A 12,665-nucleotide genomic window follows, 5' to 3' on the forward strand; every position below is an offset into this window, starting at 1 on the left:
GCATCATGACAACCAGCCAAAGGAAGAAGTGCCTGGTGGAATTCCAGTTGGCGGAACAACCCTTACGGGCCGGTGAGGTCGCCATTGTCGGAGCAGGTCCCGGCGACCCGGGCCTGCTGACCCTGCGTGCACTGATGCTGATACAGCAGGCCGATGCCATCGTTTATGACCGTCTGGTGTCGCCCCAGATCATGGAACTGGTCAATCCCGGAGCCGACCGCATTCATGTTGGCAAGGCCAGCGGATGCCACTACGTGCCCCAGGAAGACACCAATGAGCTGCTGGTACAACTGGCCGTGAAACAGCGCCGGGTGGTCCGTCTCAAGGGCGGCGACCCCTATATTTTCGGCCGGGGAGGAGAGGAAGCGGAGTTCCTGGTGGATAATCACATCGACTTCCAGGTGGTACCGGGCATCACCTCCGCCGCCGGCTGCGCTTCATACTGCGGCATACCACTGACTCACCGTGATTACTCCCAGAGCGTGACCTTCGTAACCGGCCACCGCAAGGCCGATCAGTCCCTGGAACTGAACTGGCGTGTGCTGGCAGCACCGGGCCAGACGCGGGTATTTTATATGGGGCTGCATAACGCCCCCACCATTGTCAGCGAGCTCATCGCCCATGGTGTGCCCGGCGACTGCCCGGCAGCCCTTGTGGAGAGGGGAACCACCCCGCAACAACACATGGCGGTCACCACACTGGAAAACCTGGAGGCCACCATTCTCAGTGAAGGTTTCCAGCCCCCGACACTCATTATTGTGGGTGAGGTTGTCAGGCTGGCGGAAAAACTGGCACGGCCCAACGAAGCCGGTTGGTATTCCGGCCAGAATGAATCCGTCGCAGCCATCGCAGGAGGCCGGGCAGTATGATGATCCGGAAAGAGCCTCTGTTGATTCTTGCCGTCAGTCTGCTGATTCCTGCTTTCCTGCAAGCCAATCCCGATCCTGAGACCGAAGCGCTGTATCAGCAACACTGTGCCAGTTGCCACGGCTCTGACCGCCTTGGCGGCATGGGCCCTGCCCTGCTACCGGACAACCTTTCCCGGCTCAAAAAACCCCAGGCCGTAGACGCCATCGGGGACGGCCGGCCAGCAACCCAGATGCCCGCCTTTGCCGGTATTCTTGAGCCGGAATCGATCACTGCGCTGGCAGACTACATTTACCGGCCCCCTGCCAGCACACCGACGTGGGGACAGGCCGAAATCCTCGACAGTCATTTATTACCCCACCCGCATGGCACCTTGCCCGATGAGCCGGTGTACCAGGCCGACATGATGAACCTGTTCCTGGTAGTGGAAATCGGTGACCATCACGTCACTCTTCTCGACGGCGACGAAATGGAACCCATCCACCGCTTTGCGAGTCGCTATGCCCTGCACGGCGGCCCGAAATACAGTCCCGACGGTCGTTATGTCTACTTTGGCTCACGGGACGGCTGGATCACCAAATACGATCTGTACAACCTGAAAGTGGTGGCAGAAGTGCGTGCCGGCATCAACATGCGCAACATCGCCGTCTCCGCCGACGGCAACTACGTTATGGCCGCCAACTATCTGCCTCATACTCTGGTGATGTTTGACGCCACCAATCTCGAACTCATGGACATCATCCCGGTGGAAAACGATGCCGGCGACAGCTCCCGGGTCAGCGCTGTTTATGCAGCACCACCCCGTGACAGCTTTATTGCCGCCCTCAAGGACATCCCGGAGGCGTGGGAAATCACCGTGGAAGATGGTGAGCCCGGCATCCGCCGGATGCAGACCGACACCTGGCTCGACGATTTCTTCTTTGACCCCGGCTATGACCACCTGATTGGCGCTGCCAGAGACGGCAAGCACGGCCTGGTCATCAACCTGGACACCGGCAAAACCGTCGCCGACCTGCCACTTCCCGGCATGCCACACCTGGGCTCCGGTATCACCTGGGAGCACCAGGGGCGCCGTGTCATGGCTACGCCCCATTTCCGCACCGGCGCGGTTTCCATCATCGACATGGACAACTGGGAAGTCATCAAGACCCTTGAAACCGAGGGGCCCGGCTTCTTCATGCGCAGCCACGAAAATTCCCGCTATGCCTGGGTTGACGTGTTCTTCGGTCCCAACAGGGACAAGGTCCACGTTATCGACAAGCAGACCCTGGAAATCGTCAAAACCCTGCAGCCGGCTCCGGGCAAAGTTGCTGCCCATGTCGAATTCGACCGCTATGGTGAAAAGTTGCTGCTGAGTGTCTGGGATAAGGACGGGGCTGTGATTGTGTATGACGCCGATACTCTGGAGAAGGAAAAGCGCATCCCGATGAACAAACCGTCCGGCAAATACAACGTCTGGAACAAGATCAATTACGAGGAAGGGACCAGTCACTGAGGAGCTGGCCTCCAAAACCTTCACAGTCCACCTGAGATTGGGACCGGGCGTGGGGGTGTCTTCCGAAACACGCTCCTTCGGCACGTCCATGTGACGCTTGAGCTCCGCCATCCATGGCTCCGCACAGTTTCGGAAGACACCCCCACGCCCGGCCCTTCCGCTAACCCTCTGCGTTAATCGATTCAGTGAAAAAGGCTTAATGATTTAAGTCATTTCAGAAGATGCTTTTTTGATACCATAATTGAGCTGACACTCATCAACGGGTCAATGCCATGAACAGCATCCTAAGGCCAAACGTATCCTCTGCCCCATGCATGCTGGGTGATAACAATCCGGACATTATCGCGCAAGATGCTGCGCCTGAGTCAACGGCTCTGCTGAACGGGCTGAGCCGGGTTTTCGGTATTCGTCTGGCAGGGCACGAAAATGATCCGGACGCACGGTTTCTTGCGGACCTTACGCGGCTATTTCACCAGTGCAGGGTTGATGCGGAAACCACGATGGAGAAACACGACAACCCTTGGGCCAATATTTACCTGATCCAGTACGGCATTTTGCGGCTGTTCCGGGAGGCACCCAGTGGCAAAGTCGCGGTGCACCACTTCTTTTCCGAGGGTGATATGGTCTGGCCCGTCTTCGGCCGCAGCCGTACTGTGCGAAACACTCTCTGTCTAACCAGCGTAACCCCTGTCACTGCCTGGGTAGCTGACTTTTCCGCCTTCCGTTCCGCGATACAGTCTCATGATGACGGGCTCTGGCCCAGGTTCGCCCTGGTCCTGACCGAAGAAATGGCGGAGCTGACCAGTATGAGGGAATTCCGGAAACAGACCATGTCCGCCCGGGAACGATACCTGTTGCTGCTGGAGGAGTATCCGGAGCTGGTCAAACGTGTGCCGGATAACCAGCTGGCTTCCTGGCTGGGAGTAGTGCCTGCAACCTTTTCCCGGCTGAAAACAGGCACTCTGGCGAGCCGGACGTAGTTTCTGCCCCAAAAACGCTCAACGCTCAATCAGTTCCGCAAATATCAGCCGTGCAGTTTAACGGCAAGCTCTGCCACATGCCTGCCCTGATAGCGGGCAATGTTCAGCTCTTTCTCACTGGGCTGGCGGGAGCCATCGCCACCGGCAATGGTCGACGCACCATAGGGTGTTCCACCGTTCATCTCTGACACATCAAAGAAATCCGCAATACCATACCCAAGAGGCACGATGACCATGCCGTGGTGGGCGAGCGTGGTCCAGAACGAGCTGATGGTGTGCTCCTGGCCGCCGCCGGTTCCGGTTGAGGTGAACACACTGGCAAGCTTGCTGTGGAGTTTTCCCTCCGCCCAGAGGCCGCCAGTCTGGTCCAGGAAGGTACGCATCTGGCCGGACATGTTGCCGAACCGTGTTGGTGTTCCGAAGATGATGGCGTCATATTCCGGCAGTTCTTGGGGGTCTGCTACCGGAGCGGACTGGTCGGATTTGCCTCCGGCGGCCCGGAATGCCTGGTCAGACATGGTTTCGGGAACACGCTTGACCGTCACTTCAGCGCCGGAAACACTCCTTGCGCCTTCGGCGACAGTGTCAGCCATGGTTTCGATGTGCCCGTACATGGAGTAATAGAGAACAAGTACCTTTGCCATAATGTAGAGCCCTGCCAGTTGCAGTTGATGAATGGGAATAGCCTACTCGCTGGGCAGACATCGAAAAACCGGAAGATTTCATCAGGGTTGTTCAGAATTTCTGACCGTTGTCGTGGCCGCGTCACAATTATGTCATTGCGTACACATGTACGCTGAAGTACCTTGATCCCATGACTGAACTGGAAACGACATCGATGAATGCTGCCGGCCCTGCCACGGAATCCATTCACTACCGCATAGAGGAATGGCTCAACAGTGCCACCCACGGGCTGGGTGCCATCCTCAGTGTTATCGGCACAGCTGTCCTGGTTATTGCCGCCAGTCAGCTGGGAGATGCCTGGAAGATTGTAAGCTTCAGCATTTTCGGTGCCTCTCTGATACTGCTTTATCTGACATCGGCGCTTTACCACGGCATCCGCCATCCACGGCTACGAGCTCTTTTCAAAACACTGGACCATTGCGCCATATTCCTGCTCATCGCCGGCAGCTATACACCTTTTCTGCTGGTTAACATGCGCGGCTCCACGGGTTGGACGCTGTTCGTCATTATCTGGTCACTGGCCGTTACCGGGGTAGTGCTCAAGATCATCTTCCAAAACCGCTTCAGGCTCGCTCGCGTGGGCATCTACATGGCAATGGGCTGGCTGATCACCTTCGCCTCATCCGATCTTGTGGCCAGCCTGAGCGAGACTGCCCTGTACCTGACCATCGCCGGCGGCGTGGTTTACACCACCGGAGTGATTTTTTACCTGGCTGACCGCATCCCCTATATGCATGCGGTCTGGCACCTGTTTGTAATCGCCGGCAGTGCCCTCCACTTCAGTGCCGTCTACTACGGGGTGCTTCCCTACACGGTCTGATCACCGCGCACAGGCGGTGAGCAACCGAGATGCTGCCGTCAATATCCGCTTAATGGCTCAAGCAATGGCAAAACCGTTCCACTCTTTCTGGCTGTTTTTCCCCGCGGCGGCAATATGGGCAATCATGGTTGTGCCCTTGTCCATTCATGCGGTGTTATCAGGCTCCGGGTGGCCGCCCGGCCTTCTGGGCCCGGGCCACGGCCATGAGCTGATTTTCGGATTTGCCCTGGCGCTGATCGCTGGTTATACCCTCGGCCCCCAACCCTGGAGGGTGCTTGCGCCTTTGTTTCTGCTGTGGCTGGTCGCCCGCCTTTGCTGGACGCTGGCGCCGGACAGCCTGATATCGCAACTGTTGAGCCCGGCTTTTGCCCTGTTGCTCGCCCGTTATGCGGTACCCAGGTTCCGCGCCGCCAAGAAATGGCGCAACAGGATAGCCGGCCCGCTGATCCTCGCTCTTTGTCTGCTGTCCGTGGTTTTCTGGATTGCGGCTGAAGCGCCTGCGAATCTCAAGCTTTTGTTACCGGACACAAGGCGTGTCATGTTGGCCGCCATTGTTGGTCTGTTGCTGCTGATGACATTCATGGGCGGCAGGATTATCGCTCCTGCTGTGGCGGGGACGCTGGAAAAACGCGGCATTCCCCTCCAGGCAAGGGTGCAACCGCGAATTGAAGGTTCGCTGCTGGTGATTCTTCCAGCGGCCGTGATACTGGCGTTCATGCCTGTGGCAGACCCTGTTACTGGCTTCCTTCTGGTGCTCGCCGCCATCCTCATTCTGACCCGCACCGCGCGCTGGAAGCTCTGGCATTGCATGAAGCGGCCGGATTTGCTGGTGCTGGCGCTCGGCTATATCTGGTTAGCTGTCGGAGCCGGCATTACCGGCGTTCGACTTCTACAGGCAGCGGACCCGCTGCCAGCACTGCATGTAATCACCATTGGCGCTCTGGGGACCCTGTCCATCAGTGTGATGCTGCGGCTGGCCTGGCAAAGAGCCAGGCGTGCTTTTCCTCCCGCCTGGCAGGTGCTCGGCACCGCCGGCGCAATCGCAATGGCGGTGCTGGCCCGACTGCACGCCGGTTCCATTCCGTTTGCACATCCGGCGGCGCTCTGGATATCAGCCCTGTGCTGGTCCATGGCCTACGGCCTGGTGGCGATACAGCTTGTTGCACTGTTTCGCCACAGCCAACAGCGCCGGAAATGATTGGCTACCTCTACTGCGCCAGGAATCGTGGCGGACTACTCCATCAGATGTATACCCGCTGCAAGTATATGATTTGTAAATATTATTATCAGGTCTAGGCGGGCGCCCGGAAAGCCGGAAAAGCGGAAACCAGGCAACTCACCCTGTCCTTGATATTTATCATGATCACCCGGCCCCTTCCGTTTGCAGAATAGCCCCATAGCCCACACGCCACCATTGCCGTGGCTCCGGGTCAGCAACCAGAGGAGCAGTTACCATGGCCAAAACCAACGCCGACATCGAACACTGGGATGTCGAAAATGAAGAATTCTGGGAAAAGGAAGGCAAGCGCATTGCTTCCCGCAACCTGTGGATTTCCATCCCCAGCCTGCTGATAGGCTTTGCCGTCTGGCTGATGTGGGGCATGATCACTACCCAGATGAAGAATCTGGGCTTTCCTTTCACCGTGGATCAACTGTTCACACTGACAGCCATTGCCGGGCTTTCCGGTGCTACGCTGCGAATTCCGGCATCATTCATGATAAAGATTGCCGGTGGCCGCAATACGGTTTTCCTGACCACTTCCCTGCTGATGATTCCTGCTCTGGGAACCGGTATTGCATTGATGAACCCGGATACTCCGTTCATCGTCTTCCAGGCGCTGGCACTGCTGTCCGGTATTGGTGGTGGTAACTTTGCCTGCTCCATGAGCAACATCAGTTCCTTCTACCCAAAAAGCAAGCAGGGATATGGACTGGGGATGAATGCCGGGCTCGGCAACTTCGGTGTTACCACCATGCAAGTGGTGATTCCCCTGGTGATGACCGTCGGTATATTCGGCGCAATTGCAGGTGGGCCGATGGAACTGCAAAGCCCGAGCGGCACTCTGATCGGGCGGATCGAGGCCGGTACCGATACCTGGATCCAGAACGCCGGCTTTATCTGGCTGGTCTTTCTGATACCCCTGGCTTTCGCCAGCTGGTTCGGCATGAACAACCTGCGCACCATTACCCCGAATCCGGGCAGCCCTGCTTCCGCCTTCGGCAAGATTATCGGCCTGTATGCGGTTGGCCTTCTCACCTCCGTGATCGGGGTTTACGCGCTGGGCATTCTGAATATGTGGGTGGCGCTGCCCCTCACCATCATCCTGACCCTGGTTCTCCTGCGCCTGATCCCCGGCGATATCAAGCCCAACATCCAGAATCAGTTTGCCATTTTCAGCAACAAGCACACCTGGGCCATGACGGTACTGTACATTCTGACTTTCGGCTCTTTCATCGGCTTTTCTGCTGCCTTGCCACTGTCCATCAGCGTTATCTTCGGCAACATGATGGAAGTGGCGGCAGACGGCACCGTGACCCGGGTCGTCAATCCTGACGCCCCCAGCGCGCTCACCTGGGCCTGGATCGGACCCTTCGTGGGGGCCCTTATTCGCCCGGTCGGTGGCTGGGTCTCCGACAAGATGGGCGGCGCCATCGTTACCCAGATCATCTCGGTCGTCATGGTGGTGGCGTCGGTGGCAACGGGGTATGTGATGATGCTGGCCTACAACTCAACTGATCCCAATAACTACTTCCCCGTGTTCCTGATTCTGTTCATCGTGATGTTTGCCGCCAGCGGTATCGGCAACGGCTCCACCTTCCGCAGCATCGGCGTGATCTTCAACCAGCAGCAAAAAGGCCCGGTGCTGGGCTGGACCTCAGCCGTCGCCGCCTACGGAGCCTTCATCGCACCCAGAGTGATGGGACAGGAAATCCAGGCCGGCACACCGGAACTGGCGATGTACGGATTTGCAGTGTTTTACGCGCTATGCCTGGTGGTTAACTGGTGGTTCTACCTGCGCAAGAATGCGTATATCAAGAACCCGTAACAGACAGCGACAACATTCACAGTTCAGGCCGGCTCCCTTCGGGGAGCCGGTTTTTTTTGTATCTGCGGCTTGAGGCGAGAGTGAATGACGGGCCGCAATCAGACGATAGTAATTCGCCCCAGCACCGGATTCAGATTCCGACCAGTCATTGTCAACGACTGCCTCGTGGCCGCTGGAGGAGGAAAACCAGCGCCTGAAACGGGTGGTGGCGGATCTGAGCATAAAGCCATGCTTCAGGATGTGCTGTCAGAAAAGATCTGAGACCGTCTCGTAAGCGTCAGCTGGTCGATGATCTCCGGAGACGATTCGGAGTCAGCCAGCGGCAGGCTTGTGCGGTCCCGGGATTCTCCAGAGCCTTCTACCACTACAAATCGGTGGCTCGTGACGCCTCTGCGCTATCGATGCGGATCCGGGAGATCACCCAGGTGCGGATCCACTACGGCTACTGTCGTGCCCACGTGTTGTTGCAACGTGAAGGATGGCAGGACAACCCCAAACGCGCATACCGGTTGTACCGTGAACAGGGCCTGTCTCTGCGCCTGAAAGCCCCAGGCGGAACAAGGCTGCGAATTCGCCAGCAAGGTCATGGACCGGTGGGCCTATGAGAGACAGATAGAAATTGATTTCTCTCGGCCCGGCAAGCCCACCGATAATGCGAGTGTGGAGTCATCCAACGGCAGACTCCGCCAGGAATGCCTGAACGAGAACTGGTTCCTGCCGCCTTATGTCGTTCCTTCCCGTCTTGGGCTGACCAGCACACCTTTCAACATGCTGGCTTGCAGGTCACATTGGATCATGGTGAGTATCCGGCCGTCGGCGATGTGACGAGCCAGCAGGCCCTTCACGGCCGTCACCGCCTACCGGCAGAGAGCCGGGCTTCCCGGGGCAAGACGCGTGACCTTCACACTTGTGCCTCGCGCACTAACGAAAACCCCGCCCGGATTGCTCCGGGCGGGGTTTTGGCTGAGGCTAACGATGGTGACTAACGAGCTGCAGCAGCCTGTTTCCGGCGCTCCTCCTCTTCGATCTCGAGGTCAACAGAGGACACCTGGTACTCTTCCGCAAAACCGGACTCCGGCTCTTTCAGCCACAGCAGGCACAGTAACCAGCTGATAAAGGCACCTGCAGCGATGATGTAGAAGAATTGCGTGGGGGTGACGAAGGTGAAGATAGTGAGATACACCACTGCACCAACATTACCGTAGGCACCGGCCATTCCGGAAATCTGCCCGGTAAGACGGCGCTTGATGGAGGGGATAATGCCAAACGTGGCACCTTCGGCACCCTGCACAAAGAAAGAGGTGAACACGGTTATGGCAACGGCAATGATCAGTGGCCAGCTGGAATTCATCAGGCCCATCAAAGCGAAGCCGATGGAGATACCGAACATATAGGCGAGCATGACAAACCGGCGATTACCCATGCGGTCGGAGACCAGGCCACCCATCGGGCGCGCCACCAGGTTCACGAAGGCAAAGGAGGCCGCAATCATGCCCGCAACGGCAGCGTTCAGGCTCCAGGTTTCTTCAAAGAACATGGGCAGCATGGAGACCACAGCCAGTTCCGCACCAAAGTTGGCAAAATAGGTACTGTTCAGTGCCGCCACACTGTTGAACGGGTACTTGTCATCCTCAGGCACGCCTTTTTTGAGGATAGGGACATTCACCCGCAGGATCTGGACAATCTGGTAGATCACAATGGCAGTAATGATCGCGTAGCAGATCAGCGCGCCGGTAGTGCCGATATACCCCATACTTTCGATGCGCCATACCAGGATGGCCAGCACGCCGATCAACGGAATGGTCCAAAGGATGAGCTTGATCATGTCACCCCAGGTGCTCACTTCCAGTGCAATGGCCTTGCGCGGCTTGCGGTGAACGGTTCCTGCAGGGCCGTCGGTAATGGCAAACCAGTAGTAAACACCATAAGCCGCCATGAAGATCGCACTCTGGGCGATGGCCCAGCGCCAGCCGTCTTCACCACCGTACATGTGCAGGGCAATGGTGGGCAGGGTAATGGCTGCAGCCGCAGAGCCAAAGTTGCCCCAACCGGCGTAAAAGCCCTCGGCGAAACCGATATCCCTGGGCTTGAACCACATTGCAGTCATGTGGATTCCCACCACGAAGCTGGCACCGATAGAACTCAGAACCAGACGGCTGACCAGCAACTGCATCATGGTAGTCCCGAAGGCAAACACCAACGCCGGGATCGCCATCAGTACCATCAGCACCGAGAACACCCGGCGTGGACCGAAGCGGTCCAGGGCCATACCCACGATAATGCGGGCGGGGATGGTGAGGGCAACGTTACAGATGGCAAACAGGCGGATGTCGTCTTTCGTCAGCCAGTCCACACTTTTCAGCATGCTCGACGCCAGCGGCGCCATATTGAACCAGACATAAAAGGTAATAAAGAATGCAATCCAGGTCAGGTGCAGTGCCCTGATTTCCGGATTGCGGACGTGGAATACGTCTGCGACTTTCATTTCAGCCTCCGGGGCTAGTCAAGGTTATTAAAGGCTGGGGAGAATGAGTAGTGGGCACTGCACCCTGCGCGCGAGGAAAGAGCTCACGCTGCCAAAGGTCATGTAATCCAGCTCATCCACAAAATAGGTCAGGGAGCGGGCGATAAAACCACCGTCAGGCTCATGGCTGTGGCGTGCTATCACCAGCATGTCAGGGCGAATTTTCTTTTCGGCTGCGAACAGCAGCATTTTGCGTGGATCTCCCTCAAGCGTCAGGGTTTCCGCGGCAATTTCCTCGTTCTGGCAGACATCCATGGCCTCCAGCAGATGCTGCTTGATTCCCTCCAGTTCCTCTTCAAAAAAATTTTCATTTTCCGAGGTAATATCGCGGGGATTTTCCGCCACCGCGACAAGGGTTATCTGCGGCTTCAGATCCCGAAACATGGTGATCGTCTGTGCCAGGGCCAACCTGGCATTTCTCGAACCGTCGTAGGCAATCATGATTTTCATCGTAGGCTCCAGATCTGTTGTGCCAGCGCGCCCGCCTGGCTGACTTAATAATTGTCAGTATTAGCCCACAATCGCCTGCTTCCAGGACTTGATATGCATCAAACCTGCGGGCGGGTACCCCACCAGAGACACATCGGCGATATCCCCCTGTCGCCTTTCAGGCCTCAATTGCTACCCCCCACCTGCCTTTAAGGGGTACCTCCAATGCCACGCCGGCAAAACCGCCTTTCTTGACATTATTCAATTAGCGCCATAGGGCCCGCGGGATACAGTCGAAACCATGTATCTGCAGTTCGGCGGGAGAGAGTTCATTATGGGAAACAGCGTATCGAAACGTGAACAGTACCGGGCACTGGGCATATCCACGTTTGCCTTCACGCTGTGTTTTGCGGTCTGGACCATCTTTTCCATTATCGGCATAAGGATCAGCCAGGACTTCGGCCTGTCGGATACCCAGCTGGGATTGTTGATGGCAACGCCGATCCTGACAGGCTCTATCAGCCGGCTCTTCCTCGGCATCTGGACGGATCGCTACGGTGGCCGCTGGGTTTTTGGCATATTGATGCTGACCACGGCGGCCTGTGTTTATCTTCTTACCTTTGCCAACAGCTACCTGATGTTGCTGGTGGGCGCCCTGGGAGTCGGCCTCGCCGGCGGTTCATTTATCGTCGGTGTCACTTACACTGCCGCCTGGTTCGAGCGGGAGCGCCAGGGTACTGCCTTGGGGATCTTCGGGGCGGGCAACGTAGGCGCGGCAGTGACCAATTTCGGCGCCCCTTTCCTGCTTGTCGCCCTGGGCTGGCAGGGCACCGCCCAGGTCTATGCCACGGTACTGGCGATCATGGGGGTACTGTTCATCCTCCTCGCAAAAGAAGACCCCATGGCGGAAGAGCGGGCCAGCAAGCAGTCCCAGACATTCCTGAAACAGATGGAGCCGCTGAAAGAACTGCGGGTGTGGCGCTTCGCACTGTATTATTTCTTCGTGTTTGGCGCGTTTGTAGCCCTGGCCCTGTGGCTGCCCCATTACCTCATTGGCGTCTACGGACTGGACATTAAAACCGCCGGCATGATCGCCGCGCTCTATACCATTCCCGCCTCCCTGTTCCGCGTTCTCGGCGGCTGGATATCGGATCGCTATGGCGCCCGCCGGATCATGTACTGGACGTTCATTGCGTCTGTGGTCTGCACTTTCCTGCTCAGTTACCCGCCGACCGAATACGTGGTACACGGCATTGATGGCGACATCCGCTTCTTCTTCGAAGTAGGCCTGGTGCCGTTTGTGGTTCTCATCTTTATTCTTGGTTTCTTCATGTCGTTGGGAAAGGCCGCCGTGTACAAGCACATTCCGGTGTACTACCCCACTCATGTTGGCGCTGTTGGCGGCGTTGTCGGCATGATCGGCGGCCTCGGCGGATTTCTGCTGCCGCTGATGTTCGGCGTGCTGAACGACATCACCGGAATCTGGCAGAGCAGTTTCATGCTGATGTTCGTCATTGTGGCTGCTGCCCTGGTCTGGATGCACTATGCCATCCGCTCTGCCGAAAGGGTGGAATGGGCCGGCCAGGAGTCCAAGACCGATCTGCCGGAACTGGCGTCTCCACAGCTTTTCTATCCGCTGAACCGGCCGAACCGGAGCGACGACCGGCGGACCAATGGCCATCCGCCCCTGAAGTAGGGCCGACAGTAACACCCTGAACTTGCAGCCTGACCTGCCTCCGTCCGTCGGAGGCTTTTTTGCAGGCGCTGTATCCAACCCGCCCTGCTCGCTTTAGAATTCAGGCTCACCAACTGTCTGGAG

General features: G+C 57.5%; 10 protein-coding genes and 1 pseudogene. 8 read left to right on the forward strand and 3 right to left on the reverse strand.

The window, feature by feature from the left end:
* Positions 1–5: 5 nt before the first annotated feature.
* The 3 genes from cobA (at position 6) to DIT72_RS02115 (ending at position 3,342) form a co-directional block, all read left to right on the forward strand.
* Positions 6–869, forward strand: coding sequence for a uroporphyrinogen-III C-methyltransferase (gene cobA / locus DIT72_RS02105; protein ID WP_135953544.1), 864 nt, complete (start codon positions 6–8; stop codon positions 867–869).
* The gene (locus DIT72_RS02110) at positions 866–2,362 is read left to right on the forward strand and encodes a nitrite reductase (RefSeq protein ID WP_135953545.1); all 1,497 of its coding nucleotides are present in this window, start codon (positions 866–868) and stop codon (positions 2,360–2,362) included. Before cobA ends, DIT72_RS02110 begins: the two co-directional genes overlap by 4 nt.
* Positions 2,363–2,634: 272 nt before the next feature.
* On the forward strand, positions 2,635–3,342 hold the full coding sequence (locus DIT72_RS02115) for a Crp/Fnr family transcriptional regulator (RefSeq protein WP_135953546.1): 708 nt from the start codon (positions 2,635–2,637) through the stop codon (positions 3,340–3,342).
* Between the two features lie 44 nt (positions 3,343–3,386).
* Here the strand turns inward: DIT72_RS02115 and wrbA are convergent, their stop codons facing one another.
* On the reverse strand, positions 3,387–3,986 hold the full coding sequence (gene wrbA / locus DIT72_RS02120; protein WP_135953547.1) for an NAD(P)H:quinone oxidoreductase: 600 nt from the start codon (positions 3,984–3,986) through the stop codon (positions 3,387–3,389).
* Between the two features lie 170 nt (positions 3,987–4,156).
* On the opposite strand from wrbA, the gene trhA reads away from it, so the two are divergent.
* From trhA to DIT72_RS18395, 4 genes and pseudogenes are all read left to right on the forward strand, one after another.
* Complete coding sequence (trhA, locus tag DIT72_RS02125) at positions 4,157–4,846, forward strand: PAQR family membrane homeostasis protein TrhA (RefSeq protein ID WP_228260710.1); 690 nt, start codon at positions 4,157–4,159, stop codon at positions 4,844–4,846.
* 64 nt (positions 4,847–4,910) lie between these two features.
* Entirely contained in the window at positions 4,911–6,044 is a 1,134-nt protein-coding gene (locus DIT72_RS02130; protein ID WP_135953548.1) for an NnrS family protein, read from the forward strand.
* 256 nt (positions 6,045–6,300) lie between these two features.
* Complete coding sequence (locus tag DIT72_RS02135; RefSeq protein ID WP_135953549.1) at positions 6,301–7,893, forward strand: MFS transporter; 1,593 nt, start codon at positions 6,301–6,303, stop codon at positions 7,891–7,893.
* 172 nt (positions 7,894–8,065) lie between these two features.
* Positions 8,066–8,610 (forward strand): annotated as a pseudogene (locus DIT72_RS18395) (integrase core domain-containing protein); the annotation flags it as partial.
* Positions 8,611–8,875: 265 nt separating this feature from the next.
* Here the strand turns inward: DIT72_RS18395 and DIT72_RS02150 are convergent.
* Entirely contained in the window at positions 8,876–10,378 is a 1,503-nt protein-coding gene (locus DIT72_RS02150; protein WP_135953552.1) for an MFS transporter, read from the reverse strand.
* Positions 10,379–10,405: 27 nt separating this feature from the next.
* Positions 10,406–10,867, reverse strand: coding sequence for a universal stress protein (locus DIT72_RS02155; RefSeq protein ID WP_135953553.1), 462 nt, complete (start codon positions 10,865–10,867; stop codon positions 10,406–10,408).
* Positions 10,868–11,180: 313 nt separating this feature from the next.
* On the opposite strand from DIT72_RS02155, the gene DIT72_RS02160 reads away from it, so the two are divergent.
* Positions 11,181–12,542, forward strand: coding sequence for an MFS transporter (locus tag DIT72_RS02160; RefSeq protein ID WP_135953554.1), 1,362 nt, complete (start codon positions 11,181–11,183; stop codon positions 12,540–12,542).
* The last annotated feature ends 123 nt before the right edge of the window (positions 12,543–12,665 follow it).

Source organism: Marinobacter orientalis (assembly GCF_004792665.1).
Taxonomy (GTDB): domain Bacteria; phylum Pseudomonadota; class Gammaproteobacteria; order Pseudomonadales; family Oleiphilaceae; genus Marinobacter; species Marinobacter orientalis.

Coding starts and splice junctions, on each gene's coding strand:
- DIT72_RS02135 (WP_135953549.1), top strand. CDS start 6,301: ATGGCCAAAACCAACGCCGACATCGAACACTGGGATGTCGAAAATGAA.
- DIT72_RS02160 (WP_135953554.1), top strand. CDS start 11,181: ATGGGAAACAGCGTATCGAAACGTGAACAGTACCGGGCACTGGGCATA.
- wrbA (WP_135953547.1), bottom strand. CDS start 3,986: ATGGCAAAGGTACTTGTTCTCTATTACTCCATGTACGGGCACATCGAA.
- trhA (WP_228260710.1), top strand. CDS start 4,157: ATGACTGAACTGGAAACGACATCGATGAATGCTGCCGGCCCTGCCACG.
- DIT72_RS02155 (WP_135953553.1), bottom strand. CDS start 10,867: ATGAAAATCATGATTGCCTACGACGGTTCGAGAAATGCCAGGTTGGCC.
- DIT72_RS02110 (WP_135953545.1), top strand. CDS start 866: ATGATGATCCGGAAAGAGCCTCTGTTGATTCTTGCCGTCAGTCTGCTG.
- DIT72_RS02130 (WP_135953548.1), top strand. CDS start 4,911: ATGGCAAAACCGTTCCACTCTTTCTGGCTGTTTTTCCCCGCGGCGGCA.
- DIT72_RS02115 (WP_135953546.1), top strand. CDS start 2,635: ATGAACAGCATCCTAAGGCCAAACGTATCCTCTGCCCCATGCATGCTG.
- DIT72_RS02150 (WP_135953552.1), bottom strand. CDS start 10,378: ATGAAAGTCGCAGACGTATTCCACGTCCGCAATCCGGAAATCAGGGCA.
- cobA (WP_135953544.1), top strand. CDS start 6: ATGACAACCAGCCAAAGGAAGAAGTGCCTGGTGGAATTCCAGTTGGCG.